Origin of the sequence: Pseudarthrobacter sp. S9 (assembly GCF_050156545.1) — a bacterium.
Lineage (GTDB): Bacteria > Actinomycetota > Actinomycetes > Actinomycetales > Micrococcaceae > Arthrobacter.
On the sequence record NZ_CP189576.1, the window covers coordinates 2,792,884 to 2,819,499 of the forward strand.

The following is a 26,616-nucleotide window of genomic DNA, read 5'->3' on the forward strand; positions in this document are numbered from 1 at the left end:
CCCGCCCGACGTCAAGACTACTTGAGTCCAGCTACCGCCCCGCCGCGCATGACCCGCTGCCTGACTCTACGCGCCAGGCTCATACGTCCCGTACTTCGGAAGCCCTGCCGACTCATAGACAAGAATCGCGAGTCCGCCCGGCGTCGTCTCGCTGCGGACCAGACGCAGGCCCGCCGCGGCGCCTCCCACAGGAAACAGCCGCCGTCCGTTGCCTAGCACCACCGGGGCGATCACCAGCCTCAGCTCGTCGATCAGTCCTGCGCTCAGAAGCGACTGGGCCAGCCGGGCACTCCCGTGGATCTGTAACTCCCGGCCGGGCCGCCGCTTCAACTCAGCGACCTGTGCGGGGACATCCCCGGACAGGATCGTCGTCGGTGCCCAAGCAGCCTGCGCCAGGCTGCGGGAGGCCACGTACTTCGGTAAACCATTCATCTTTTCGGAGAATGGATCATCAGGGTCCGTGATCTTCGGCCAGTCCCTCGCAAAGTTGTTGTAGGTGCGACGGCCGAACAGTAACGCATCCGCCTCGCTGAGCCAGTCCGCGGCCTGTTGCACGAAATCCTCGTCCAGATGGGGGACGAACCAACCTCCCTGTGAGAAGCCGTCGCTGGTGTCCTCCTCGGGGGACCCAGGACCCTGCGCCACGCCGTCCAACGTCAGGAACTCCGTCAGCGTAAGTCTCATCGCGTTACCTCTCCGTGTTGGTTTCAGAAGACGACCGCACAACTGAAAGTGTCCCGCGGCGGCGCTCAGCAGTCCATGCTCCATGGAGTAGCCTCAGCTCAACCTTGAGGACCGAGGAGGACCGAGCCAAACCCGCATCGATTGCTCCGTATGTGCCGTTATGAGCGTCCAAAAGGGCAGTTGGGGAGCAATCGACGGGGAAGATGGGGAGGAGGGCTGGTTCAGCCCGTCCAGGCCGCGGCGATTTGACGAATATGGCCGGAATGAAGCCCTCATAGCGGCCATATTCGTCAAACGGGTGCGCGTCCGTGGCTCGTTCCAGGCCCATAGCGGCCACAATCGTCAAACGGGTGCTCGGGCGGTCCGGGTGCTCGGGTGCTCGGGTGCTTGTCCCGGGCCCGACCAGCCACCCAGCTACGTGAGGCCGGCTCCCGGCAGCAGCTGCGTGGCGCCCAGCGAGTCGGCGACAAACGCGTAATCCCAGGCCCGTTCGCGCCACTGCACGTAACGGCCCGACGCGCCGCCGTGGCCGCCCTCCATCTCGATCTTCATGACAATCGGCTCGCTGCCGGTGTTGACCTCGCGCAGCCGCTGCACCCATTTGGCCGGCTCCACATAGAGCACCCGGGTGTCATTGAAGCTCGTAACCGCGGCGATTTTGGGGTAGGCCACCGCGCGGACATTTTCGTACGGCGTGTACGACTTCATGTACATGTACACGGCCGGATCCGTGATGGGGTTTCCCCATTCCTCCCATTCCAGCGCGGAGAGCGGCAGTTCCGGGTCCAGGATGGTGGTCAGCGCGTCCACGAACGGGACCGCGGCAACAATCGCCGCGTACTTTTCCGGGGCGAGGTTGGCGGCGGCGCCCATGAGCAGGCCACCGGCGGAGCCGCCCATCGCCGCGACCCTGGCCGGGTCCACCCAGCCGGACTGCGCCAGCCAGTCCGTGGCCGCGATGAAGTCCGTGAACGTGTTCTTCTTGTGCAGCTTCTTGCCCTCGTCGTACCAGCGCCGGCCGAGCTCCCCGCCGCCGCGGATGTGGGCGATCACGAACACGATGCCGCGGTCCAGCAGGGAGAGCCGGGGGATGCCGAAGCCCGGATCCATGCTCAGCTCGTAAGACCCGTAGCCGTACACGAGACCGGCCGCCGTCGAATCCTGCCGCACCGAGGCGTGGCGCAGTACCGAGAGCGGGATCCGGGTCCCGTCGTCGGCGGTGGCCCACTCCCGGGTGGCGACATAGTCGGAAGGCGAGTAGCCGCCCAGCACCGGGCTTTCCTTGCGCAGCAAGAGCTCGCCGGCCGGCTGCTCCGCGGTGGGCAGCACGAAGTCGTAGACCCTTGACGGGGTGAAGTAGGAGGTGTAGCCCATGCGGATGACGGGGGCCTCGTAGTCGGAGCCCGCAACCCCGGCCGTGTAGAGCTCCTCGTCGAAGGCCGGCTCCACCGGCGCGCCCTGCTCCGGGGTTCCGAGCCCCGCCAGCGGCAGGACCTGCACGCGCTCGATGGTGTCCTTGCGGACGGAGACGACGAGGTGCGTCGAGGTGACCCCGGCGCCGTTGACGCGCACCTCATCCGAATGGGCGACGACGGTGGTCCAGTGCTGCTCGGCCAGCGGCTTGGCGAGCTCGGCCGGGTCCACGAGGGACACCATGGAGTTGATGGCGTCCTTGTTGTGGGTCAGCAGGATCTGTTCCTGCGGCCGGCCGGAGGCGTCCGCCAGGACGAACGGCTCGGCCTCGTACAGGATGTGCTCGTCGCGGGAAATCACGGTGCTGAGCCCGGCGTCGGGCGCGTCAAAGCGCAGCAGCCGGGTTTCGCTGAATTCGGAACAGCCGATGCTCAGCACGAGGTGGCGCCTGTCGGCGGAGAGCTCGAAGCCCAGCCACATGGCGACGTCGTCCTCCTGGTAGATGACCTCGTCCTCGCTGACGGGCGTGCCCAGCACGTGGGACTTCACTTGGTAGGGCCGCCAGGAATCGTCCACCACTGTGTAGAAGATCCGGGTGCCGTCGGGGGAGAAGGAAATGCCGTAGAAGACGTTCTCGATCACGTCCGGGAGAAGTTCCGCGCTGCGGAGGTCCTTGATGCGCAGGGTGAAGCGCTCGTCGCCGGCGTTGTCCACGGCGTAGGCGTAGAGGTTCCCGTCAATGGTCGTGGCGGCCCCGCCCACGGCGAAGAACGGCTTGCCCTCCGCCTCGACGTTGCCGTCCAGCAGGACTTCCTCGCCGGGGATATCGACGCCGACCTCAACGGCCGGAGGAGTCCAGTCCGCGACGCGGTCGCCGGTGTCCTGTGCCTGGACGCGGCACTGGATGCCGTATTCCTGGCCCTCTACCGAGCGCGTGTAGTACCACCAGCCGTCCTTGCGGTTGGGGACGGAGAGGTCGGTCTCCTGGATGCGCCCCTTGATTTCCTGGAAGATGGCCTCGCGCAGCGGCTCCTGGTGTGCGGTCACCGCCTCCTGGTAGGCGTTTTCTGCCTTGAGTAGTTCCACGACCTCCGCGGATTCCTTGTCCCGCAGCCACTCGTAGTTGTCCTCGAATGAGTCGCCGTGGTGGGTGCGCACCGTGGGAGCCTTCCTGGCGACGGGAGGTTGCGGGGTCGGCTGCACGGGAGTCTGGGTCATGGACCCAATATATAAAGCTATTCCGGCGCGGGCAGCCCGCGTTCGCTACCGGGGTATCGCATTGGCGTGCCCTTTCGGCCGCCACGGCAGCCCTTACAGCAGCTTGGTACCGGTATTCAACAGTTCAGGCCGTTCATAACGTGTGGTTGTTCGGATATGAAGCAAAGTGTTGCCTGCGTCACATTATCTCTTTAGGCTGGGTGCGGTCGCAGCGTCGCGGCCATGCAGCAAATGCAAGAACAGGGGAAGCATTTGAACGACAAACTCAGGGTTCTTGTCCGGCTTGACCTCGATTGCGGTGAGGCAGAAGTAGCGGCCCAGGGCCATGTGACGGCGGAGAGCCTCCAGGCTCTTTATGTGGTCGTAAAACGAGCCAACCACTTAAAGGAAGGACTCCGCCTGGTGGTGGATGTCAGCCACGCCTGGGTGGAGCCGGCCGCCATGGAGCAGTTGCGGGCGTGTTCGGCATCCCACCACCTGCCCGCCTCCATTGATCCGATGCAGTCCGAGTGCCAGCTCAGCATCCTGGCACCCGCCGATACCGGGGTCGGCGCCCGGGCGAAGGCACTGCGGATGGCGGCGTAGGCCGCGTCAGTTCCCGCCTTCAAGACGGTTCGCGGCCACATACTCCGCCAGCTTGCCCCCGGCCAGCGCGGCGGCCACGGCCGCGATCGCGGCGTTGTCCGGGAGCACTATCGACTGCCCGTCCGGGCTGGTGCCCGTCCCTGCCGTCGGGAGCGTGAAGAAGACACCGTTGCCGGGGGCCGTGTCGCGGAGGCTGAAGGCGAGGCGTTCCAGTGTCTCCAGCGTGAACCCGGCGTCCACCGTGATGTGCGGAAGTACGGTCGCGACCAGCTTCCGGACGGTGTCGCGGTCGGCCAGGCCGCCTTCGTTCGCTATTTTGGCCAGCACAGCCTTCAGGAAAGTCTGCTGGTTGCGGACCCTCTGGTAGTCGCCGTCGGGGAAGGCATGGCGCTCCCGGACAAACGCCAGCGCCTGCGCCCCGTTGAGCCTGTTCACCCCCGCCGGAAAGTGCTCTATGTCATCCACCGTGGTGGTGAACGGCTGCTTCACATCGACGTCGACGCCGCCGAGGGCATCGGTCATCGCAGCAAACCCCTGGAAGTCCAGCATGACCGTGTGGTCGATGTGCTGGTTGAGCAGTGCCTCGACGGTCTGCGTCATGAGGGGCAGGCCGCCGAGTTCGAGCCCGGCGTTGACCTTCGCTGTGCCGTGTCCGGGGATGTCCACCCACAGATCGCGCATGATGGAGATGCCGTAGACGCTCTGGCGGTCCGCCGGGAGGTGGACGAACACAAGGGCGTCCGCGCGCTGGTCAGACCTGTTGCCAGCGGCTGCCTCGGCCCGCGCGTTCACGCGGCTGTCGCTGCCCACCAACAGGATGTTAAGGGCGACGGCGGGTGGATCCGGCGTCGGGGTCGGCGTGGCAGTGGGTGTCTCTGCCGGCGTAGTGGCTGGCGCGGGGGCGGAGGTCTCGGCGGGAGCTGCGGTCTCGGCCCGTGGGCGGCTCAGGACGTACGCTGCGGCTGCAATTGCCAGGACCAACAGGCCGGCCACCAACGCTGTCAGCAGGGTCCGACGGCGGCGCTTGTCCCCGGGCGCGGGCGTTGGCTGCGCAGCTTCTTCAGCCGGATCCGGCGGTTCTCCCATGGGCGCACCGTACCACCGCCGGCCCGTGCGGCACATAGGTACAAGGGCCCCGGCCTCAGCTGCGGCGGCGGGCGAAGCGCAGGATGGTGAGGATAGCCGGCGCGAGCTCATCCTCCATCTGCTGATACCTTTCCGGGCCGCGGCCGTATGGATCCACCACGTCGTTGTCGGACGCGTCCTCGGCCATTGCCAGGTGCCGGACGGAGGCCGCCCGGGCGGGCAGCTCCCGCCACATTGCAGCCATGTCGGCGGCCGGTGCGGGGCTGTCGTCCCGTTTTTCGAGGACTTCCAACATACGGGCGAACTCCCGGATGGTGAAGGTCCGCCTCAGCAGCGACGCATCCATTTGCATCACTTCACCGCGGTGCATCGACGTCATGGTCAGGACAACGTCCGCCTCGCGCAGGATCTTTGGGGTCAGCTGGCGGGCGGCAAATCCCCCGGCGGTGCCACCGTAGAGATGGACGATATCCGCGGACAGGGGCTGGATGGGATCGCCCACCATGGCCCGGGTGCCGGCGCTCCGGACCTGGAAGGCTCCCGGCAGCACCTGGTCCAGCCCGGCTTGAAGCAACCGTTCAGCCACGGGGGAGCGGCAGATGTTGCCCGTACAGACGGTGAGGATCCGGATGGGTGTAGGCGATTCCACGGTGAGGCTCTTTCCGGGGTGGCTGGCAGATCGGGGTGATCCCTAATCGTTCAACTTAACACGCAGGGGCCAACGGGCCGGGGTGAACCGCCCTTGGCGGATCAGGCCGGTGGATTTCGGTGCGCTCCACGCGGCGCGGCGCTTGACGGGTCTCCCGCCTTCCGCATATCCTGAACGAACGGTCGGTAATTATTTATCGGAAATGCATAGGAGCAACCATGGCATCGCAGACCCTGCGGTCAGTGCCCGCAGAGCCAACGCCGGCACGGCAAGAACAGAGCCTCGAAGATGCGGCCCGGCGTGACGCTGAAGGCCAGGCATACTTTGACAAAGTCATGGCGGACGACTCGCGGATCGAGCCGCGCGACTGGATGCCCCCGGCATACCGCAAGACCCTGCTGCGCCAGATCTCACAGCACGCGCACTCGGAGATCATCGGCATGCAGCCGGAAGCCAACTGGATCTCCCGCGCCCCCAGCCTCAAGCGCAAGGCCATCCTCATGGCCAAGGTCCAGGACGAGGCCGGCCACGGCCTGTACCTGTATTCCGCGGCCGAAACCCTCGGCCAGCCGCGGGATGCGATGATGCAGGACCTGATGGACGGCAAGGCCAAGTACTCCTCCATCTTCAACTACCCCGCACGGACCTGGGCGGACATGGGCGCCATCGGCTGGATGGTCGACGGCGCCGCCATCGCCAACCAGGTGCCGCTCTGCCGCGCCTCCTTCGGCCCCTACGGCCGGGCCATGGTCCGGGTGTGCAAGGAAGAATCCTTCCACCAGCGCCAGGGCTTCGAGATCCTGCTGGAACTCTCCAACGGCACGCCCGAACAGAAGCAGATGGCCCAGGAAGCGGTCAACCGCTGGTACGCCCCTGCCCTGATGATGTTCGGCCCGCCGGACGATGATTCGCCCAACTCCAAGCAGTCCATGGCCTGGAACATCAAGCGGTTCAGCAACGACGAACTGCGCAACCGCTTCGTCGGCATGATGATGGAACAGGTCAAGGTCCTGGGGCTCACGCTGCCGGACAAGGACATCCGTTTCAACGAGGAAACCAAGAAATGGGAGCACGGCCCGCTGGACTGGGATGAATTCCATGAGGTCCTCGCCGGCCGCGGCCCCTGCAACGCCCAGCGCCTGGAGCGCCGCCGCGAAGCACACCAGAACGGCGCCTGGGTGCGCGAAGCAGCAGCCGCGTACGCCCGCAAGCAAGCAGAGAAGGAATCCGCAGCATGATCCCCAACGCTCCCGAATCCCCGGCAGGAAACGTCTGGCCTATCTGGGAGGTCTTCGTCCGCTCCAGCCGCGGCCTGTCCCACGTCCACGCCGGATCCCTGCACGCGCCAGACGCGGCCATGGCGCTGCGCAACGCCCGTGACCTCTACACTCGCCGCAACGAGGGTGTGTCCATCTGGGTTGTCCCGGCGGACGCCATCGCCGCGAGCGATCCGGACTCCAAGGGCTCGTTCTTCGAGTCGCCCCAGGGCAAGGACTACCGCCACGCCACGTATTACACCAAGAGCGAGGGCGTGAAGCACCTGTGAGCACTCCCGAAACAACTACCGAGGACAACGTGCACGCCGACGGCCACGGCGACATCTCCGTTGGCGTGTCCGGGGCCGGCGCGAGCGGCGACGGCGCGGCCAGCGCCACCCGCATCACGCCCGGCAACGCCCTCCGCCCGGAGGACATCGCCCTGGCCGTCAGCCGCGGCACCGCCAGGCCGAGCGAAGACGCCGCAGAGTTCGCCCTGCGCCTGGGCGATGACGCCCTGATCCTGGCGCAGCGCCTGGGCCACTGGATCTCCCGCGCACCCGAGCTCGAAGAGGACGTCGCCCTGGGCAACATCGCCCTGGACCAGCTGGGGCATGCCCGTTCCTTCCTCAGCTACGCCGGCGGACTCAACGGAAAAAGCGAGGACGACCTCGCCTACTTCCGCCGCGAGCCGGAGTTCCGCTCGGTGGAGCTCTTCGAGCAGCCCAACGGGGACTTCGCCGTCACCATCGCCCGGCAGTTCGTGGTGAGCTACTACCAGTTCGAGCTGTACCGCCGGCTCACCGCCTCCACCGACGCCACCCTGGCCGGCATCGCTGCTAAGGCCGTCAAGGAGGTGGACTACCACCGCGACCACAGCGCCCAGTGGGTCCTGCGCCTGGCCCTCGGCACGGACAAGTCCCGGCAGAAGATGATCCACGCCTTCAAGGTCATCTGGCCGTACGTGGACGAGCTGTTCCGGGACGACGAGCTCACCGCCCGCCTCAGCGAGTCCGGTGCCGCCGTCGAGCCTTCCAGCCTGAGGGCGGACTTTGACCGCCTCACCGGCGAGATCCTGGCCGAAGCCGAACTCGACGTCCCGCAGGTGCAGCCCGCGCACGGAGGCGGCCGCCGCGGCCTGCACTCCGAACACCTCGGCTACATCCTCGCCGAGATGCAGGCGCTCGCCCGCGAGTACCCCGGGGCAAGCTGGTGACCATGGTGGATACCGACCTCGGCCAGAAGACGGCCGAGCAAAAAGCCTGGGACATCGCGGCCACGGTCTGCGACCCGGAAATCCCCGTCCTCACGGTCGCGGACCTGGGGATCCTCCGCGATGTCCGGCTGTTGCCGGCTCAAGCCGACGACGACGGCGGGATCACCCCCGCGGTCCAGGTCACCATCACGCCCACTTACTCGGGCTGCCCGGCGATGGACGCCATCCGCGATGACCTCCAGGCGGCCTTCAAACGCGAAGGCTACCCGAGCGTCAACGTTGAGCTCGTCCTCTCCCCGGCATGGACCACGGACTGGATGACGGAGGCCGGCAAGGCCAAGTTGCAGGAGTACGGCATCGCCCCACCGTCCGGCAGATCCGCGGCCGGCGGCCACTCCGGGCCCGTCCGGCTATCCCTCGCCGTCAAATGCCCCCAGTGTTCATCCCTGAACACCAAGGAACTCACACGGTTCGGTTCCACTTCCTGCAAGGCGCTGTACGTGTGCCAGGACTGCAAGGAACCGTTCGACTACTTCAAAGTTTTGTAAGGAACAGGTGCTCCTATGACTGTTGTCCGCCAGACCGCCGCCGAATCGGCCGCAGCAGCCGGCCGCCGTCGTGCGTCCTTCCACTCCCTGACCGTGGACGAAGTCCGCCGGCTCACGGACGATGCCATCGAGGTAACGTTCGGGGTTCCGGCCGGGCTGGCCGGCCAGTACGACTACCTGCCGGGCCAGTACGTGGCGCTGCGCACCACCCTTCCGGATGAAGCCGGCGAGCCGCACGAGATCCGCCGCAGCTACTCCATCTGCGCCGAGCCTCGGAGCTTCGCGGACGGCAGCAGCGAGATCCGGGTGGCCATCAAGAAGGACCTCGGCGGGCTGTTCTCCACCTGGGCCAACGCCGAGCTCAAGGCAGGCGACATCCTGGACGTCATGAGCCCCATGGGCGCGTTCGTCTCCAAGCACGGCAGGGACGGCAAGGCCGTGGAGCAGAACGTCATGAACTCCATGAACCACCCGGAGGACTTGGCGGGGGAGCCGGGTTCGTTCGTGGCCATCGCCGCCGGTTCCGGCATCACGCCGGTGATTGCCATCGCCCGCACGCTGCTCGCGGCGCACCCGGAAACCCGCTTCGACCTGGTCTACGCCAACAAGGCCGCCATGGACGTCATGTTCCTCGAAGAGCTCGCCGACCTCAAGGACAAGTACCCGGCCCGGCTGGCCCTGCACCATGTGCTGTCCCGCGAACAGCGGATCGCGCCGCTGCTGAGCGGAAGGATCGACGCCGAGAAGCTGCAGGCGCTGCTGGGGACCGCCATCCACGCTGACGACGTCGACGAATGGTTCCTCTGCGGGCCGTTCGAGCTCGTCCAGCTGTGCCGCGACACCCTGGCCGAGCGCGGCGTCAAGCCGGAGCACATCCGCTTTGAACTGTTCACCTCCGGTAAACCAGACCGCCCCGAGGGCAACATCGGTCGCCCCGTGATTGCGGACGAATCCAAGGACACCTACAAGATCACCTTCAAGCTCGACGGCCTCCAGGGCGAGGTGGCCAGCCCCACCCACGCCCGGGAATCCATCCTCAACGCCGCCCTGCGGGTGCGCCCCGATGTGCCCTTCGCCTGCGCCGGCGGCGTCTGCGGAACGTGCCGCGCCAAGCTGATCACCGGCAAGGTCACGATGGACGAGAACTACGCGCTGGAGCAGGATGAACTGGACAAGGGCTACGTCCTGACCTGCCAGTCGCACCCCACCACTCCGGAAGTCACCGTCGACTTCGACGTCTAAGCTTTTCGAATCCTAGGAGCCCCATGATTTCCCTCTCCATCGCCGACGGCATCGCCGAGGTTGTGCTCGGTGCCCCGCACAAGCTGAACTCGCTGGACGAGCAGGCGCTGGCTGATCTGGCCCAGGCGTACGACGACGCCGCTGACGCCGCCTCGCGCGGCGAGGTGCGGGCGCTGCTTCTCCGCGGCGAGGGGCGCGCCTTCTGTGCAGGCCGGGACATCGCGGGAGTGACGCCGGAGACCGACGACGCGCAGGCCTACCTGGGCGGGCTCGTCCAGCCGCTGCTCAAGAAGATGAGCGCCTTTCCTGCACCGACCTTCGCGGCGGCCCAGGGCGCCTGCCTCGGCGTGGGGCTCGGGCTCCTGCTGGCCACGGACGTGGTGTACGTGGCGGAGAACGCGAAGTTCGGCTCGCCGTTCGCCAAGCTCGGCGCCACCCTGGATTCCGGCGGGCACTGGTACTTCACCGAGCGGCTCGGCATGCACCGGACGCTGGACCTGATCTACACGGCCGAGCTCATGAGCGGCGCCGACGCCGTGGCGCAGGGGCTGTTCAGCAGGGCCATGCCCGCGGCGGAACTGCTGGACAACACCCGGGCGATCGTCGCCAGCGTGGCCACCGGCGCGACCGGTGCGTTCAACGCCAGCAAGGAGCTCGTGGCGCACATCCGGGACCAGCGGCTGGGCCTGTGGGAAGCCATGGAAGAGGAGAACGCGGAGCAGGCGCGGCTGTGCAAGAGCGAGGACTATGCCGAGGGTTTCCGTGCCTTCCAAGAGAAGCGCAGCCCGGTCTTCAAGGGATAGCCACCGGTCAAGGCCATTCTTTTTTGGGAGAGGCGCTTGTAAGGTTCGGTTATGACTCTGGGGAAATCAGTGAGCAAAGCTGTCATACCCGCCGCCGGACTCGGAACACGCTTCCTGCCGGCCACCAAGGCCATGCCCAAGGAAATGCTGCCGGTGGTGGATCAGCCGGCCATCCAGTATGTCGTGGAGGAAGCCGTCCGGGCGGGGCTGACCGATCTGCTGATGGTTACCGGGCGCCAGAAGCGCGCGCTGGAGGACCACTTCGACCGTGAGCCCGCGCTGGAGCGTGCCCTCGAGCTCAAAGGCGATCTGGACCACCTCGAAGCGGTCCGGCACGCCTCCAGCCTGGGGCCGCTCTACTACGTCCGGCAGGGCGATCCGAAGGGCCTGGGGCACGCCGTCCTGTGCGCCCGCCAGCACGTGGGCGACGAACCGTTCGCCGTCCTGCTGGGCGATGACCTGATCGACGAGCGCGACGAACTGCTGAGCACCATGATCGAGGTCCAGGCCAGGACCGGAGGCTCCGTCATCGCGCTGATCGAAGTGGACCCGGCCGAGATCAGTGCCTACGGCTGTGCCGACGTATCGGCGATTCCGGGCGAGGACCACATGCGGGTCAATCGCCTCGTGGAAAAGCCGGCCGTCGCGGAGGCACCCTCAAACCTGGCCGTCATCGGCCGCTACGTCCTCCATCCGGAGGTGTTCGATGTCCTGGAAGAAACCCCTCCAGGCCGCGGCGGAGAAATCCAGCTCACCGATGCGCTGCACACCCTTGCCACCTCCGACTGCGAGGGCGGCGGCGTGTATGGCGTGGTCTTCAAGGGCCGCCGCTACGACACCGGCGACAAACTGAGTTACCTCAAGGCGGTGATCTCGATCGCCTCGGAGCGCGTGGAGTTCGGCGAAGAGCTGCGGGCGTGGTTGAAGGATTTCGTCAACGAGTAGGCCGCTTCATGCCCACAGACCGTGCCACTAAGGCTCCGATGACAGAGCCCGCGGTATTCGTTACAAGATCAACAGGGCTTGAAAATCGGTTGTGAAGAAAAAGCTGCTGGCCGAGCTCCATGCAGCCGGACACCATCAATCCGAAGGCTGCGACTTGCCACCACCTTTTCTTGGGGAAGGCCAGCGAGGCCACAATTCCCAGAGGCACAAAGAGCGCCACGTTGGCGGCTCTCTCCAAAAACGCGTAGTTGACCCACCCCGGAATTCCGTGGGTGTGGAGAAAAAACAGGACACCGGCAATTTCGCCCTGGACGGGCTGGTCCACGGGATCCGGCCCAAAGCCCACTATCCCGAGAAGGGCTAGGAATGCCACTAGGTGGCTGGTGTCGAACGGGCGTTGCGCGGGGCGGGGCTGAGAGGGATACCGGCTGCGGAATAGTTGAACGCCGGCTTCTGGGTCGCTGATTTCCGGCGAGGGATCCCCATCATGGGCTGAGCGGCGGCGTCCAGGGCCGTCACAGGCGCCTTGGCGACGTCCATGTGTCCCCGTGGTCTGCCCCTGGGCCTCAGGCCGGGGCGACTACCCATCCTGAATGGGTGGTTTTGCTCAATCCCAGGACGCCGAGGCGTGCGAGGTTGGTCGCGGCTGCCAGGATGGAGAAATCTGCTGCGACCTTGTCCCGGCCGCGGACTCTGGCTCTTCGTCCGCCGTGTTTACGGCGCATCAGGTGCCCGATTTTGCGTTCGACCTTGGGACGGGTTGCCCGGTATTCGTCACGCCAGGCCGGGTCTTTCTGCGTGGTCCGGGCCCTGGCCAGCTCGGCCTCGTACGGGCTGATCGTGATGGTGCGCCCGGTCCTGGCACTGGTGCAAGCAGACGCCAGCGGACAGGTGGCACACGCCGTGCCGAAGGCGGCGGTGCCCCCACCGGCCTTGGCCGGGCGGATGGGCACCGATACCTCCGCCGGACAGGTCACCGTACCGGCGCCGGTATCGATGACGAACCGGTCCTTCGCGAAGCGCCCGCCCGCGGCCGCCGGCGGCTGGACCTTGACCATCACCGCGGCCCCTGCCGTCTCCAGCTCCCGCAGCAACGCCCCCGCCCCGTAGGCGGCGTCACCATAAACAGCCAACGGCCCGGGCCCGGCACCGGCGTCCTGTGTCCCGTTCACGGCACTATCTGCCTCCCGATCGATTACGTCGGTGGCTGGTCCGTCGGGGCGCGCAATACTGTCGCCTTCCGCCTCCCCGGCTCCGGCCTCCCCAGGCTGGGCCTCCCCGGCTCCGGCGTTCGGGGGTGCGGGCATGTTCAGATCGGAGGCGAGCAGATCCGCCGCCGGTGCCGCATCGCCGGTGTTGCCGGCGGTGACCTTCGTCGCGGTGATGATCTCGGTGTCCGGGTCGATGGCCAGGTGCCCCTTGTAGCCGTCGAAGCCGCGAGCCGCTGTCTTGTGCCCGTGGCGGGCCTGCGGATCGACGGTCGAGATCACCCGGTCCTTTGCGACCCGCCGGGCGATATGGAACACCCCGTCCTCGTGGCAGTCCAGGTCCTGGCCCACCACGGTGGCCAGCAGGGATGCGGCCTCGAGGACCGCCGTCCCCGGCTCGCGGCCTTCCAGCAGTGCCAGGGCCGCCATCGCGTCCCTGGCCAAAGCGTCCACCAGTCCCTTCCGGGCGGCGGCATCGTCGTAGTCACAGACCGGTTTGCCGGCCTGGGCGTAGTCGTCATCGCGGGTCAGTACGGCGCGGAGTTCGGCTTCCAGCCCTGGCTCGGCGGCTTTGAGCAGGCCCCGGATGCCCGAGCGCACCAGCGTCACGGTGTCCATGGTGGCCACCGCATCATAAAGCGGCGTCGAATCCAGCACCCGCTTGCGCCCCACCAGACCGGCGGCTTTGGCCGCTTCCAGCGTCACATCGAAGATCCGGTCCGGGCGCGTCGAGGCGGCCAGCCGTGCCCGCATGTCCACCAGCACCGTGTGCACGAATCCCGGGTAATCAAAGGCCAGCCCGCCGGCAGCGTATTTCCATCGTGCATCGAAGCAAAACCGGTCTACTGCCTCCCGGTCCGAGCATCCCTCGATGCGCTGCAGCACCATCACGACCGCCACGATCATAGGTGGCACGCTGCGCCGGCCCACGTCGGTGAACAGGTCCCCGAACAGCCCGTCCGGGAACAGGTTGAAGCACTCCCGATGAAGAACGGCGTAAATCGAGTCCTGCCCGATTCGTCCCTCACAAAAGGACACTGTCGTGCGCAGCAGATCACCCTGTGTAGGCGCCAAACCTAAAGTCATTGACCGCTCCGGGACTTGATGGTTCACTCCACCACCATTTTCCCAAAGTGATCACCGCAACCCGGTCAGCGCCACGCGAAAAACACCAGCCACCTAGGACTCCATGCCACGACCGTGGCTTTTCTAGAACTTTCAAGCAGTCCTCAGGACGGGTATCCGGGATTGATAGGAAGAAAAACAAAGGTGGGTGGTTCTCCGGTTACCGGAGAGCCGCCCACCTTCTTTGGTGCTTGGTGGTTTTGCCCTTACGCGGCGGCCTCTGCCTTGGCGCGGCGGCGAACCACAACCACCGAGGTCATTCCGGCTGCAAGTGCGCCTGCGCCCACCAGGGACCACAGGAGCAGGCTTGCATCCGCACCGGTGTTGGCGAGGGCTGCGGCGTCGCTGGTGCTCGTGCTGGTGCTAGCAAGTGCGGCGCCCTCTACGGTGACAGTTGCGGTGGCGGTGACGCCGGACGTCAGGCCGGTGGCGGTCAGCGTGTAAGTTCCCGTTTCGCTGAGGCTGAGCGGGAAAGCGAATGCACCGCTATCGTCGGCGCTGGAGGCGAAGTTCTGCGGTGCCAGCGGCAAAGTGATCTTGCCAGAAACGGTCTTGCTGCCATGGGAAATGCTTGCACCGGATGCGGCAGGCCTGCCACCGGGTGTGACGCTGATGCTGAGTCCTTCGCCGGCTTTGAAGCCCTTGCCGCGGAAGACGAACTGATCGCCTGGGCCCACGGTACCGTCAGAAACGGCAGCGTTCGCCGGCGGCGCCGGGTACTTATCAGCGGCCATGGCCGGCACTGCGCCGATGAGTGCGATGGAACCTGCAAGTGCGATTGCTGTGAGTGATTTCTTCATGTGTCCCCCTGAGACCGTAAATTGCAATGTCATGCTGCCGAGATTTCCGATCCTCGAGTAACCGCAGGTTGAAATCTGATGTGTGCCCACGCAAACGGTAACACCCTGCAACGCGTGTTACCAAAGTGAATCAAGTCGCTTTACATACAATTAATGCGGCGTCTACTTCGACGCAACACACTCCGCAGGCTCCGTATTGAGAACCACGTCTTTGACAGCCTGGACAGTCGGCGTAACAACCACGTTAGGTTCTGTTTGCTGGACAATCTTGCTGAAGGTCAACTCAACAGTGCTGCTCTGGCCGGGTGCCAAAGTGACCGTCACAGAGCCCACGGGGCGCCCGCTATGACGGTGGGCGGCGAAGTCAGTCTTCTGCCCATCAACCATCGCGGTTTCCACGTTGCCCTGGACCGGACCGTACGCAATCACATTGGTCTGGACCATCCCGGCCGGAACGCCGAAGGAGCCGCCGCCGGTGACGTACTCCGGCAAGGACGTTGCCGCATCAGCGGGCGCCGTGTTGGTGCTGGTGACCCGCACCTTGACCTGCCCGTAGCCATTCGTCGCGCATTCCTCGACCAGCTGCACCGTCCGCTTGACGTAGTAGTCCATTTTCGCGCCGGTTCCGTCATTGAAGTAGACACCGAATTGTGCGGGCGGGACGCTTGAGCCGGCGATTGAGCCGCTCAGAGGATATTGCGCGATGACCGCCTGCTCATCGGCGGCGCCGGACCATACGAGGACCCTTCCCTCCGCCGTTCCGCGGGTGATGCCCTCGATCAGACCCTTGGCATTGCCCTTGCCTGACGACAGCGCCCCGAAGATTTCCTTCGCGACTCCAGCGAAGTATGCGTCCTGAAGATGAGGCTGCGCGATCTTCGCGTAAACATCGGAGAGAAGTGTCTGTACGAGATTCTTGCCGCTCAGTTCGGTCGGTAATCCGCCTCCGGCGATGGCGACTAGCTCGGGGCTGGTGATCTTCACTGGGCCGGTCGCGTCCAGGACATAGCCCAGCGCCACGGGGTCCATGGAAATGACACCGTCCACGTGCTGTCCGGTCTTCTTCTCCCACATGGTCTGCGCCGTGCTGGCTGCGGTGGGAAAGTCCGGAGTGAGGTTGACGTCCTGCATATACGTGCCCAGGCGTGACGAGTAGATCTGCTGCTGTTCCGGGTCCACGGGAAGCGCCGGCGACCTTATGCCGACGTCGCCGGCGTTGCTTTGCGCGCCCAGCGTCAGTTTGCCCTTATCGAGGGTGAGCACCGCAAGCGCACCTGGGATGCCACCCGACGCGCGGGCTTCAGCGTTGTTCTGGATCATGAGGAGGTAGTTGCGCGGGCCGTCGGCCCCCAACATGCCAGGGGCAAGCTGGGAGGCGTTAGCGGAAGCGTCCAAGGCGCCGGTCACTGCCCGCAGCTGTTCGCGAGCTCGCGTCAATGGTTCAGCAACCTGCGGGAAAAGACCGCCCGCGTCAATACTCTCAAGTCGTTCGGCGGAAACTCTCACTGCGTGGGCTGCCGAGGCAACACTGGGCGCGGCCTCTTGGATTGGCTGAAGGCTTGACCCCACGCTGCTTGGAAGCAGGCTGTCCCAATTGAGCGAATCGAATACCTTCACCAAGGGGGCCAGGCCCAGCGTGGCCACGTCGTCGGCCGAACGCGCAACCTCGGACACGGCGCTGAAGTTCGCGCCGAGGACGGGGATAGCGGAGGCCAAGGTCCAGAGGGGGTCTCCGGAGGCCTCTTTGGCGGCCGCTGTGTGGGCCCTAATTTGGTCGACCGTCTTAACTGCATCTTGTGGATTGTCGCTGGCGATATCTTGCTTGAGCAATGGGATCAGTTGAGCAGTGGCTTCAAGTTCATCCTTGATGTTGGAGGCCTTCATCCCCAGCCAGGCCGCTGCAGCCACGGCGATTACGGCTAGGGCGGCTAGCCACGCCACACTGACTAAAATCCGACGGCGGCGGCGATCCCTCACACGTGCAGGGGTACGCATTTTTGATCCAAGCGGGCTGGACGCGGGTGTCTCGTGCAGGTCGATCATCCTTACGGGCGTCCGAGGCCGCGGTACGTCCAGCCGGCTGCACGCCACTTGGCGGCATCCAGCACGTTGCGGCCGTCCAGGATGCGGGAAGAGGCAACTACGCCAGCGAGTGCGTAGGGGTCGAGGTCGCGATACTGCTGCCATTCAGTAAGAAGAAGCACAGCATCTGCTTTCGCAACTGACTTGTCTAGATCCGATTCGTAATGAAGTTCAGGGAATCGCCTCGCAGCGTTTGCCAGTGCCTTCGGGTCCGTCACAGTTACCACGGCGCCCTGCAGCTGGAGCTGGGCGGCGATGCTAAGCGCGGGGGAGTCGCGGACGTCGTCACTCTCTGGCTTGAAGGCGGCGCCCAGGACGGTGATCCGCTTGCCGAGCAGCATGCCGCCGCAGAGCTCTCGGGTGAGTTCAACTACGCGTGAGCGGCGCCGCATGTTGATGGCATCCACCTCTCGGAGGAACGTCAAAGCTTGGTCCGCGCCTAGTTCTCCCGCGCGGGCCATGAAGGCGCGGATGTCCTTCGGCAGGCATCCTCCTCCAAATCCGATTCCGGCATTCAGGAATTTGCGTCCGATGCGGTCGTCCATACCGATCGCGTCGGCTAAGCGTGTGACGTCCGCGCCTGCGGCCTCGCAGACTTCTGCCATGGCGTTGATGAAGGAAATCTTGGTTGCGAGGAAAGAGTTTGCGGCCGCTTTGACAAGTTCGGCGGTCGGGTGATCCATCACCAGGCGAGGAACGCCATCGGCGAGCGGAACGGCGTAAACCTCATCCAGCACGCCCACGGCCGCATGATGCTCGGATCCGTCCGGCACACCATAGACAAATCGGTCAGGCTGCAGCGTGTCGGCGACCGCGTGGCCTTCGCGGAGGAACTCGGGGTTCCAGACCAGATGCGCGTCCGGTTCCTGGTTCCGGACAAGGCTGGACAGGCGACCCGCCGTGCCTACCGGGACGGTCGATTTCCCCACCACCAGATCACCGGGTGAGAGGTGGGGGAGCAGGCCGTTTGTTGCGGCATCCACGTAGCTCATGTCAGCGCCGTTCTCGCCCTTCTTCTGCGGAGTACCAACGCAAATGAAGTGGACGTTGCTGCCGGCGGCAGCAGACATGTCAGTGGTGAAGGTCAACCTGCCGGTCTCCTGGACTTCCTTCAGTAGCTCGTCGAGCCCCGGCTCGAAGAACGGAGCCCGCGCCGCTGACAGCTCCGCGATTTTCCGCTCGTCCACGTCGATGCCGACCACTTCATGGCCCAGTTTCGCCATGCAGGCAGCATGAACTGCCCCGAGGTATCCGCAGCCGATGACTGATATGCGCATTTTGTACCTTCCCCAAAGCCAGGATAGGCGGCATTGAGCCGCAGAAGTTTGACCGGACCCTGGTTAGACCGCGCCGGTACTTGCGAATACTGCTTTGAAAGTCTTGAACAGGATGACCACATCACCCATGAGTGACCAGTTTTCCACATAGTAGAGGTCCAGTCGGATGCTCTCCTCCCAACTAAGGTTGGAGCGTCCGCTGACCTGCCATAGACCGCTCATTCCTGGACTGACGTACAACCGACGCTTGGCGGCGTCGTCATACAATGCCACCTCACCTTCGCGCTGGGGCCTGGGCCCAACCAGACTCATGCTGCCATTCAGGACGTTCAGGAGCTGTGGCAGCTCATCCAGAGAGTACTTTCGCAAGAAACGGCCCATTGGGGTAATACGGGGATCATTTTCAACTTTGAACAGAGGTGTGTCACCGGAGCCTTGGGCATCCAGGAGTGCCTTGAGCCCGGCATCCGCGTTAACCTTCATTGACCTGAATTTGAGCATGTGGAAGGTAGTCCCGCGTAGACCGATTCTTTCCTGCCGATAGAACACGGGACCGGGATCCGTAAATCGAACCAGGAGCGCAAGTGCTAGGAAAATGGGCGAGAGGCACACAACTAGCACTCCAGAAATCGCTAGATCAAAGGCTCTCTTGGCCACCTTCCTGCCGCCGGTCAGCTTGGGGGTCGACACATGAATGAGGGGCAACCCCGCAACGGGTTGCGTGTGGATCCGTGGACCGGCGATGTCTGTCAGGGCTGGCGCCAAGATCATGCCGATGTCGCGCGCGGCGAGCTCCCAGCCAAGTCGTCGTAGGGCCTGCGGATGCATATTTACTCCGGCTGAGATTGCCACCGCGTCGACCTGGGCTTTAATGATGGTCGCTAGTATCGAATCGAAGTCGGACTCCGTCCCGGTGACCGGCACCGTCAAACTGACAAAATCACGAGATGCTGCCCCGGGCAAGTGGACGGCGATCGGACGGTACCCTGCCTCAGGTGCGCTTCTCAGCGAACGGACTAGGTGGGCGGCTGAGAACGGGCCGCCGATGATGAGGACTCGCGAACCGCTCTTTCCTTGCTTTCTCTCCAGGCTCAGGTGCTGCCGAACGAGCCAGCGGGCTATAAGAAGACCGAGAGCCCCGGCGGGGAACGCCAGGCCCACAAACCCACGGGCTGTGTCAATCCTCAGGGCGTAGGAAACAATTGCTACGAAACCAAATAGCCAGGCAGAACTTGCCAGCACTCTCCTGTACTCTTCCGAGCCTGAACCGAGCACCATCGGGTCTCTAGATCCCCAAAATCCCAACATCAGCCACCATGCAACCACAAGGGTCCCGGAGAGGAGGATATAGTCTACGTCCCGTGAAGTGCCGCCACTAATGTCGGAGAATCCGAATCTGATTCCAAATGCCCCGGCGACGGCCCACGCCACTACTCCCGCGTCCAAGAGCAGAAGGCGTGTCGAATACCGGCGCTTCCACAAACTCTGAATCTTGGGTGGCCCCACGCCGATCCCCATGGTCTTCACATCTCCCCCTTGCCCCAAACGCGTGGCGTCGATCTGAATGATACGCTGCGGACGAAGACGCCAGCGAATCCCGCAAGGTGATGTGCACGTGAAGTTATCTGCACATTTGGTGGGTCTCCGCGAGGCAGGCATGACGGGATGGCCGTAGGCGAAGTGGCGGGTCAGCCTGTGGTATCTATTGTCGCAGTGATTCCGGCGCATCCCATCCGTCACACCACGGGGGTCTAGCCGTCAAGCTGCGTCGTTGAAGACCATTCGCAAATGCAGCCAACTGGAGGATATTTTGGAAAACCGTGCGGAGCACTCTGGCCTTCATGTTTCTGTGTGTTTGAGACGCATAGCCTTTGGGGATGGTGTCGGTGGCATGGAACGTGCAGCTTCTGACCACATCAAGCAGCTGTTGCGGCAGGGAGTCCGCGTTACTGTTTATACGCCCGTTCGGTTCCAATCCGGTAGCGCTCCGGAAAACGTCACCGTCGTAGACGTTCCATGGCCGAGATGGAACGCCGGAACAGGTGTGCCTTCGTTCGGGCTGGCCTACGCGGTGTGGATCCACGCCCTCAGAAGGCGATTGGAGAAGGACTTACACAACGGTTCCCTTCTCCATCTGCACGGGGCGGCGGCAGGCGTTCTCGCGACACTGTTTCGCCCCCGTCTCCGTCACTTAATTAGTGTTGTAAACCCGCATGGCATGGAAGAATTCGGGAAACTCTCGGTCTTGCGTGCACCAAACCGCATCATTTTGCGCAGCCTGGTGAGGCGCTCGAGGCATGCACATGCCGTTATCGCAACCGACAAAGGATTGATACGACAAGTGCAGCGGAACTTGGGCGCGCCGGAGGAAAAGATCCATTGCATTCCGAATGCCGTCGACATCGAGAGGCTTCAAAGCTTCGATGCAGTTGAGAGGGAATCGTCGTTCACAATCGTGTCCGTTGGGCGGCTAGTGCAGAACAAAGGTTACGATCTGCTGCTCGAAGCACTTCGCCAGAGCAACGTCCGGCGGCACCTCCCCATCGATTACCAATGGGTTCACTTTGGTTCGGGTCCCGACGCGAAAAAACTCATTCGGGATGCGGCGTTCGAGCCGTGCGTTCCGTTGACGATTCTCCCGGGAAGATCCGACGCCCATGTCCAGGGTTCGGTAGGAGGGTGCGATCTATTCGTGCAACCCTCCCGGTACGAAGGAAGTAGCTTGACGACCTTGGAAGCAATGGCGCACGGGTCGAGAATTGTTGCGACGCCCGTCGGAGGCATCCCCGACAAGATTGATAACGGAACGACCGGCTTCCTTGCTTCGGCTGTATCGGCTTCGGCTCTCGGCGCGGCGATAATCGAAGCCGTCACCGGCACCTTCGATGTCGGTCGAGCGGCCCGGCTTTTCGTCGAGGAGAATTTCAGTCTCGACGCTTGCGGCAAGCAGTATGGAGACCTATACGCACGACTTGTCGGCCACGCCTATGTAGCCAGTCACCCACCGAAAGATAATCGCGGTGGGGTTGCGATGCATCCGTGACCAAGTCGGCACGGCTTCGGTTATGTTTGCCGTAATCCGCGTCTGCGCTTGTTAATACCATCGAAGAATTGTTTTAGGCTGACTACCCTCGGCCGAAAAAGCGGGTTTGTCAGAATGATCGCTAGCCTCCACAACGCATCCAGCGCTGCTTCTAGCCCGGTGTAGTGTTTTCCAATGAATTGGACGTGAGCGACAGCCCGCTCGACATTGCTCCAGCGCTTTGTAACACCGATTGAGCTGGCGCCCCCTGGCGTTCGGACCTTTACGCGGTTGCTCACGCCAACGCGCCCGCCGGCCTCGGACAGGCGCTTGTGTAGGTCTATTTCCTCGCAAAACATGAAGAATGCTTCGTCAAAGCCACCCAGCTTCTCGAACCAAGACCTCTCAATGACCATGCAACATCCGCTCACGGAAGCGGCTTGGAAAACCTCCCCTCCCCGCTCGATTGGGCCATTTCTCTTCCTCCAAGGCGGCGCTGCCAGGTCGTGCCATGTGACTTGTAGCTCGCCGTCAGCATTTAGGACATTTGGGCCGATGCACTGAAGACCGTGTTGCATGGCGTCGGAAGCGAGATTCTCAAGGTCTGAGAGAGTGGTGTCTACGTCCGGGTTCACCAGAGCGATCCATGACGAACGAGAATAACGAGCGCCAAGATTAGACCCGGAGCCATAACCGATATTGTCCGCACTACGGATGAACTGGACACCGCGTGTTTGAGCGTTCTTTTCAGTTGTGGCAGCATCTGATGATCCAGAATCAACCACAACGATCCGGTGGGCTTCGTCGGACCGTCCCTCAAGAAGTCTGGCAAGGAAGTTATCGACTAGGTGTGATGAATTGTATGTCACAGTAACCACCACTAGGTCGTTCACTTCATGCCCCCCAACGCCACACGCGCAACGTTTGCCCAGTCGGTGGCTCGGATGTTGACGCGATTCCATCTTCCGGCAGTCGCTCTAAAGCTGTCTTCGTGAAGAAGCATTTCAATGGAGCGAGCGATGTCTGTCGTCGAGTGAGGGTCGAAGACTTGGCTGGTGGGTGCATCCTTGTAAACGAGTCCGAGATTTCCGCTGCTACTTACCGCCGATGGAGCTCCAGCTGCGGCCAAATCAAGTGCAGGTATGCAGAGCCCTTCGTACAGAGACGGTTGAATGTATCCCCAGCAGCCGTTTAGTAACTTGAGGTATTGAGCATCAGTCAGCCCGGAAGTGACCGTAACGGACTGAGCTTTGCTGGATGCCTCAATTGCAGAAAGCAGAGGTTCACTGCCATCTCCGGGTCTACCGCAGATGATCAACTTGAAGTCCTCGGTCTCTGCCTGGGACCACGCCTGGACCAACCGCACAAGGTTCTTGTGCGGTTCCTGGACTGCGATGCAAAGCAGGTATTTCTCAATCGGGTTCGGGTCCCAAGCAAGTTTATGAATCGCCTGAATCGGAAGTGCCTGAACTCTATCCGAAACGCCCGCCTTGGACATTTCGTCTGCCGTAAACTGAGAAACGGCCAATGCATGGCGCGCGGTTGCGGCCATTCTTGTTGTGAGGCCGATACGTGTTGTTTTTGAGTAGACGTCTGCTGCCCGGAAGAAGCCGATGTCATGAAACAAGGGGACCGCGGGGACCGGACTCAGCACAGGTTTCGTCTGTCTTGGGATGAAGATTCGGTCGGCGCCTAGACGCCTGGCGGCCAATGGGATTCCGGCGTGCATAAAGAATCGATCGGGAATAACGTGATCAAAGAATGATTGGCGTCCAGCATCGCTGCCGATAATCATGAAATCCAGCAGGCCCCTGCTGTCCAATTCTTGGAACCCTTCCACCATGCCGATAGCAATGTCGCGAACACCTGAGGGCTTCGCGGCGAGAACGCGACCATCCATTAGAACTCTCATGCTAAATGCCCCTTGCCGCGTGATAGATATCAGCAGCTCCGTCGGTAACATCTGCCAGGGTTGCCGCCAAGAGACCAGGCGTTCCGAGCCACTTTCGAGCATATTTTCTTCGGCTAATTCGACTTTGACGCCGAAGGAAGGAAGATGTCTTGACTCCATGTCCTTGATCGTGAACAGCAACTGAAGCGCCATCAATCGCGACGGTCCAACCGGCGTCTAATGCGCGGCGACATATGTCGATGTCCTCGAAATACAGGAAGAACTCTTCTGAAAAGCCTCCGAGCTGTTCAAAGGCGTCTCGCCGCCAAAGCATGGAGGCGCCACAGATCCAGTCAACCCGGGTTAAAACGCCGTTGGGGTTGGCGTCCACGTTGTATCGCCGAGCAATGCTGTGCGGAGTAGGAAAACTCCGAGCCGACGATACGGGTGTGCCCGTGGATCTTCGGAGAACCGGGCCTACAGTGCCGAGGCCGGCATCTCTATGAAGATGACTGCTCAGTGCCTCAAGCGTGTGCTCAGCGATATCAACATCGGGATTAAGGATCAAGATTTGGCTATGTGGATCTTCTTGCTGGAATACGCCGACATTCATAGAGGAACCAAATCCTGGATTGGAACCGCGAAGAATGATGGTCGCGTCACGCCCCCAATCCTCTTGTTTCGCCACGGCAATTGTTTCGTCTGCTGAACCGTTGTCAACTATTGTTACAGTAGAAATAACTGACGAATTCCGAAGACATTTGGCTAGTCGGGGCAGATAGGCGGCAGAGTTGAAGCTAACCACGACAACATCTATTCCCATTTGAAATTCGCGGATCATTGAGAACCTTTCATGATCAGGGCTAAATGCCTTGGTCTGATGAACAAGTAACGCCAAGGGGGCCTTCGACTAACGTATCTCTGCGAGAGGAAGATTAACGTGCAAAAGCTAATTACGTTTCCGGATAGATTCGCCCACGCTGCGGCTGTTATTCCGAATTGAGGGACGAGAATCACTACTATCGATGCCGTTGTTACGAGAGCAAATATTTCACCGTAGAAAGGCAGGCTCGGTTTTCCGACCCCGATAAGTGATTGTGTCATGATCACAATGCCTGCCATGGGGACCTGGGCCGCAAGAAGGATGATCATGACCGGCATAGCTGGGAGGAAACTAGGACCAAGTACAAAGTTAACGAGTGCTGGCAATACGAGGATCACGGCCCCAGCCACTATGAGAGTTGCGGCCATTGTTGCCGCGGTGATGGGAGGGACCACTTCTTGCTCCCCCCGAGAGACACGATTCCTCGTCGGCATGGCTACCGAATTAGATACTGCCGTCAACACTGCCGCTAGAGTCGTCGCGACTGCGTAGTATCCGAGCTGTTCTTTGGAGGCCAAGGCTGTCAGTATGAGCAGGTCGATTCGCTGGTTCATCAAGGCAAAGGCACCAGCTGGCCATCCCCTAAGTCCGAAGGACAGAGCAGTACGTAAATCTGACCTGGTCAATTGCCCCATCGGCCATATGGCCCTGCGCGTCAGGGGAAGCAGTAGACCTACCACGCTGGTGGCGATCAGTAGGGCACCGACGGTTCCTGGCGAAGCTCCTGGCACAGACAAAGCTGCTAGTCCGAGAACAGCGAGGCACTGAGGCGCGAGTTTTGCAATCGCTACAGTCTTCCACCACCCGGCTCCAACGGCGAGTGAAACGATGCAGTAGCCAAACGTCGTTACTGGCGTAAGTGCTGCGTACGTAACCAACAAGTACCAGGCTGGCGTTCCCGCTGGCACCAGAAGTTGTGCCGCCCAGATGTATGGCACAACTACGACTGCTCCCACTGATAAGCCCAACGCTGCCGCAGCCAAGGCTAACGGGCGCAGGGCTTGTCCTTTGGCGGCTTGCCGTGCGAAATAGTCTGGAAGGCCAAGACAAAGAAGCATTCCGGCAATGCCTGCTGGAACCATGGCAGTAGCCAGCTCGCCTCGGCCTTCGGGTCCTAGAAGGCGGGCTTGGAGCGCCGCCGAAATCAAGCCAAGGCCCAGGCTGCCAAAGTTGGCCATTATGAGAATTGAGGCGGGTCGCTTGAGCTGTATCATCAGCCGCTCTGTCATTGATTGACCCGATGCTTCACAGTGCTGGTGCCGACCAGATGCCAAACAGCAAGAGTGGCAAGGGCGAGCAAGCCCGCCAAACCGGACACGGTGGATGCGAAGGGAACCGTCAAGCTCAACACCGCAATGGCCACCAGTGAACCCGCGAGCGATCTTTGGAGAGCATCTGATCGTCGCAGCAGACGAGACATGAGAACGAGGAAGCCGCCCGCGAACATAAGCAATCCGAGTACGCCCGTCTTGAGAATTACATTGTTGTAAACGTTGTGAGTAAGGTCTTTGATTTCGTGTAGCGCACCTTCATTGAAGGTCACGAGTGATCCCGGTCCAGTCCCGATCATGAAAACGAGAGGTTCGTCTTCATAGATCCGGGCCACTGTTTCGGCCTCGGTTACACGGTACTGAGCCGATGTCTGGCCGATTCTCTCTGCGAGATTAAACCTTGATGATATGTCCGCATCCGCTCCAGTTGACGTTCCAGTTCCGCTGAGTGCCATGAATCCGCCGCCAAACAATATGACGCAGATGAGCATGCGACTCGCCAAAGAAGTTTGTCGCCAGTTCGTAAAGAGTGCAAGGCAGATGCCAACAGCCGACGCAATTGCAATACTCAAGGTCTGACTTACAAGGATCTCACCAAATACGATGCCTAAGGAGGCTATTCGGCTGTTGAAGAGAAGCGGAGCTTGCCTAAAAACCAGCAGAACGGCGAGTATCGGAATCAGTACCTCGCCCCCCGGCCGCACATCTTGAGCGGCGCCCAAAGCCAAGTTAGCCAGTGGGTAGCTCCCGCGTGGAACAACATGCATCTGCGCGAGCGCCCAAGCAATTATTGCAATACCGCAAGCAGCATAGGCCGAGTAGCAGATAATGCCTAGGAGTGCAGGCCCCCCTCGGCGTGACGCGATGGTCCAGAGTGGAACGATTAACAGGAACGCCGAGAGAATCCTCAGGTCCACGAGGGGGGACCCGAATCCGACATCTCCAACCGAAGGCATGATCGACCGGGCTAGCATCCAGCTCGGCCACGCGAGTATTGGCCACCAGTCACTAAGTCGAGAATGAACCTGAAGTATGCCTTGCTTTCTGCTGATTCGGCTGCATGCAATCAAAGCTAGCAATACTAACGCATCGATCTCGGTCACATTGAAGCCGGCAAAGGTGCCTTGAATGAGCCGGGTATTCGGCCTGACGAGCAGAACCCACGCGACGCTGGCCACGGTTGCCGGCATTGGAAAGAGGAACGCGAGTAGGAGGCCGAGACTAGTCACCGACACAAACATCAATAATCCGGAATATGCAGCGACGCAGATCGTGATAATGGTCGCTGCGAGAGCGATAACCCAAATGCGGTTAACGAGAACGGGTCGGGCTCCTTGCCATTCCCTCAGCGGCAGCATCCTTCCCCCCATGTCACGAAATTGAAACAGCTTGAGGCCGGCGTGATGTATCCC

25 protein-coding genes are annotated in these 26,616 nt (G+C 62.5%); 9 read left to right on the forward strand and 16 right to left on the reverse strand.

What is annotated here, in order from left to right:
• Positions 1 to 66 precede the first annotated feature (66 nt).
• Both ACQCSY_RS13315 and ACQCSY_RS13320 read right to left on the reverse strand, forming a co-directional pair.
• Positions 67 to 684: a dihydrofolate reductase family protein gene (locus ACQCSY_RS13315; protein ID WP_427129447.1), complete on the reverse strand. Its 618-nt coding sequence runs from the start codon at positions 682 to 684 to the stop codon at positions 67 to 69.
• A gap of 414 nt (positions 685 to 1,098) precedes the next feature.
• On the reverse strand, positions 1,099 to 3,315 hold the full coding sequence (locus tag ACQCSY_RS13320; protein ID WP_427129449.1) for a S9 family peptidase: 2,217 nt from the start codon (positions 3,313 to 3,315) through the stop codon (positions 1,099 to 1,101).
• A 222-nt stretch (positions 3,316 to 3,537) separates the two neighbouring features.
• Between ACQCSY_RS13320 and ACQCSY_RS13325 the strand changes: the two genes are divergently transcribed.
• On the forward strand, positions 3,538 to 3,900 hold the full coding sequence (locus tag ACQCSY_RS13325) for a hypothetical protein (protein WP_427129451.1): 363 nt from the start codon (positions 3,538 to 3,540) through the stop codon (positions 3,898 to 3,900).
• Between the two features lie 6 nt (positions 3,901 to 3,906).
• Here the strand turns inward: ACQCSY_RS13325 and ACQCSY_RS13330 are convergent, their stop codons facing one another.
• Together ACQCSY_RS13330 and ACQCSY_RS13335 are read right to left on the reverse strand one after the other, a co-directional pair.
• Positions 3,907 to 4,986 (reverse strand): LCP family protein, encoded by a 1,080-nt coding sequence (locus tag ACQCSY_RS13330; protein ID WP_427129453.1) that lies wholly within the window; start codon positions 4,984 to 4,986, stop codon positions 3,907 to 3,909.
• A 55-nt stretch (positions 4,987 to 5,041) separates the two neighbouring features.
• Entirely contained in the window at positions 5,042 to 5,635 is a 594-nt protein-coding gene (locus ACQCSY_RS13335) for a low molecular weight phosphatase family protein (protein WP_427129455.1), read from the reverse strand.
• A 218-nt stretch (positions 5,636 to 5,853) separates the two neighbouring features.
• Here ACQCSY_RS13335 and paaA point away from each other — a divergent pair, with 218 nt between their 5' ends.
• The 7 genes from paaA to galU are packed head-to-tail and all read left to right on the forward strand — an operon-like array spanning position 5,854 to position 11,645.
• Positions 5,854 to 6,873, forward strand: coding sequence for a 1,2-phenylacetyl-CoA epoxidase subunit PaaA (paaA, locus tag ACQCSY_RS13340; RefSeq protein WP_427129457.1), 1,020 nt, complete (start codon positions 5,854 to 5,856; stop codon positions 6,871 to 6,873).
• On the forward strand, positions 6,870 to 7,181 hold the full coding sequence (gene paaB / locus ACQCSY_RS13345; RefSeq protein WP_427129459.1) for a 1,2-phenylacetyl-CoA epoxidase subunit PaaB: 312 nt from the start codon (positions 6,870 to 6,872) through the stop codon (positions 7,179 to 7,181). The genes paaA and paaB overlap by 4 nt, the downstream gene beginning before the upstream one ends.
• Positions 7,178 to 8,107, forward strand: a complete 930-nt coding sequence (gene paaC, locus ACQCSY_RS13350) for a 1,2-phenylacetyl-CoA epoxidase subunit PaaC (RefSeq protein ID WP_427129461.1) — start codon at positions 7,178 to 7,180, stop codon at positions 8,105 to 8,107. Before paaB ends, paaC begins: the two co-directional genes overlap by 4 nt.
• Before the next feature lie 2 nt (positions 8,108 to 8,109).
• Positions 8,110 to 8,655, forward strand: a complete 546-nt coding sequence (gene paaD / locus ACQCSY_RS13355; protein WP_427129463.1) for a 1,2-phenylacetyl-CoA epoxidase subunit PaaD — start codon at positions 8,110 to 8,112, stop codon at positions 8,653 to 8,655.
• A 15-nt stretch (positions 8,656 to 8,670) separates the two neighbouring features.
• A complete protein-coding gene (gene paaE / locus ACQCSY_RS13360) occupies positions 8,671 to 9,897 on the forward strand; it encodes a 1,2-phenylacetyl-CoA epoxidase subunit PaaE (protein WP_427129465.1) in 1,227 nt (408 codons plus the stop codon).
• Positions 9,898 to 9,920: 23 nt separating this feature from the next.
• The gene (locus ACQCSY_RS13365; protein ID WP_427129467.1) at positions 9,921 to 10,700 is read left to right on the forward strand and encodes an enoyl-CoA hydratase/isomerase family protein; all 780 of its coding nucleotides are present in this window, start codon (positions 9,921 to 9,923) and stop codon (positions 10,698 to 10,700) included.
• A 51-nt stretch (positions 10,701 to 10,751) separates the two neighbouring features.
• Positions 10,752 to 11,645: a UTP--glucose-1-phosphate uridylyltransferase GalU gene (gene galU / locus ACQCSY_RS13370; RefSeq protein ID WP_427129468.1), complete on the forward strand. Its 894-nt coding sequence runs from the start codon at positions 10,752 to 10,754 to the stop codon at positions 11,643 to 11,645.
• Here galU and ACQCSY_RS13375 read toward each other — a convergent pair.
• From ACQCSY_RS13375 to ACQCSY_RS13405, 7 genes are all read right to left on the reverse strand, one after another.
• On the reverse strand, positions 11,635 to 12,018 hold the full coding sequence (locus tag ACQCSY_RS13375) for a VanZ family protein (protein WP_427129470.1): 384 nt from the start codon (positions 12,016 to 12,018) through the stop codon (positions 11,635 to 11,637). The two genes, galU and ACQCSY_RS13375, sit on opposite strands and share 11 nt — an antisense overlap.
• On the reverse strand, positions 12,018 to 12,185 hold the full coding sequence (locus ACQCSY_RS13380) for a hypothetical protein (RefSeq protein WP_427129472.1): 168 nt from the start codon (positions 12,183 to 12,185) through the stop codon (positions 12,018 to 12,020). Before ACQCSY_RS13380 ends, ACQCSY_RS13375 begins: the two co-directional genes overlap by 1 nt.
• A 26-nt stretch (positions 12,186 to 12,211) precedes the next feature.
• Positions 12,212 to 13,939, reverse strand: a complete 1,728-nt coding sequence (locus ACQCSY_RS13385) for a transposase (protein WP_427129474.1) — start codon at positions 13,937 to 13,939, stop codon at positions 12,212 to 12,214.
• Between the two features lie 245 nt (positions 13,940 to 14,184).
• A complete protein-coding gene (locus tag ACQCSY_RS13390; protein ID WP_427129476.1) occupies positions 14,185 to 14,778 on the reverse strand; it encodes an LPXTG cell wall anchor domain-containing protein in 594 nt (197 codons plus the stop codon).
• Between the two features lie 162 nt (positions 14,779 to 14,940).
• Positions 14,941 to 16,686: a DUF4012 domain-containing protein gene (locus tag ACQCSY_RS13395; protein ID WP_427129478.1), complete on the reverse strand. Its 1,746-nt coding sequence runs from the start codon at positions 16,684 to 16,686 to the stop codon at positions 14,941 to 14,943.
• Positions 16,687 to 16,823: 137 nt separating this feature from the next.
• The gene (locus ACQCSY_RS13400) at positions 16,824 to 18,137 is read right to left on the reverse strand and encodes a UDP-glucose dehydrogenase family protein (protein WP_427129480.1); all 1,314 of its coding nucleotides are present in this window, start codon (positions 18,135 to 18,137) and stop codon (positions 16,824 to 16,826) included.
• A 63-nt stretch (positions 18,138 to 18,200) separates the two neighbouring features.
• Positions 18,201 to 19,655 (reverse strand): sugar transferase, encoded by a 1,455-nt coding sequence (locus ACQCSY_RS13405; RefSeq protein WP_427135821.1) that lies wholly within the window; start codon positions 19,653 to 19,655, stop codon positions 18,201 to 18,203.
• Positions 19,656 to 19,908: 253 nt separating this feature from the next.
• On the opposite strand from ACQCSY_RS13405, the gene ACQCSY_RS13410 reads away from it, so the two are divergent.
• Positions 19,909 to 21,180, forward strand: coding sequence for a glycosyltransferase family 4 protein (locus ACQCSY_RS13410; RefSeq protein ID WP_427129481.1), 1,272 nt, complete (start codon positions 19,909 to 19,911; stop codon positions 21,178 to 21,180).
• A 20-nt stretch (positions 21,181 to 21,200) separates the two neighbouring features.
• Here the strand turns inward: ACQCSY_RS13410 and ACQCSY_RS13415 are convergent, their stop codons facing one another.
• From ACQCSY_RS13415 to ACQCSY_RS13435, 5 genes are read right to left on the reverse strand one after another with little or no spacing between them, the layout of a single operon-like run.
• Positions 21,201 to 22,052: a glycosyltransferase gene (locus tag ACQCSY_RS13415; RefSeq protein ID WP_427129483.1), complete on the reverse strand. Its 852-nt coding sequence runs from the start codon at positions 22,050 to 22,052 to the stop codon at positions 21,201 to 21,203.
• Entirely contained in the window at positions 22,049 to 23,071 is a 1,023-nt protein-coding gene (locus ACQCSY_RS13420) for a glycosyltransferase (RefSeq protein ID WP_427129485.1), read from the reverse strand. The genes ACQCSY_RS13415 and ACQCSY_RS13420 overlap by 4 nt, the downstream gene beginning before the upstream one ends.
• 1 nt (position 23,072) lies before the next feature.
• Positions 23,073 to 23,891 carry a glycosyltransferase family 2 protein gene (locus tag ACQCSY_RS13425; protein ID WP_427129486.1) on the reverse strand — a complete coding sequence of 273 codons (819 nt, stop codon included), beginning with the start codon at positions 23,889 to 23,891 and terminating at the stop codon, positions 23,073 to 23,075.
• On the reverse strand, positions 23,888 to 25,162 hold the full coding sequence (locus ACQCSY_RS13430) for a lipopolysaccharide biosynthesis protein (RefSeq protein ID WP_427129488.1): 1,275 nt from the start codon (positions 25,160 to 25,162) through the stop codon (positions 23,888 to 23,890). The genes ACQCSY_RS13425 and ACQCSY_RS13430 overlap by 4 nt, the downstream gene beginning before the upstream one ends.
• Entirely contained in the window at positions 25,159 to 26,562 is a 1,404-nt protein-coding gene (locus tag ACQCSY_RS13435) for an O-antigen ligase family protein (RefSeq protein ID WP_427129490.1), read from the reverse strand. Before ACQCSY_RS13435 ends, ACQCSY_RS13430 begins: the two co-directional genes overlap by 4 nt.
• Positions 26,563 to 26,616: the final 54 nt, after the last annotated feature.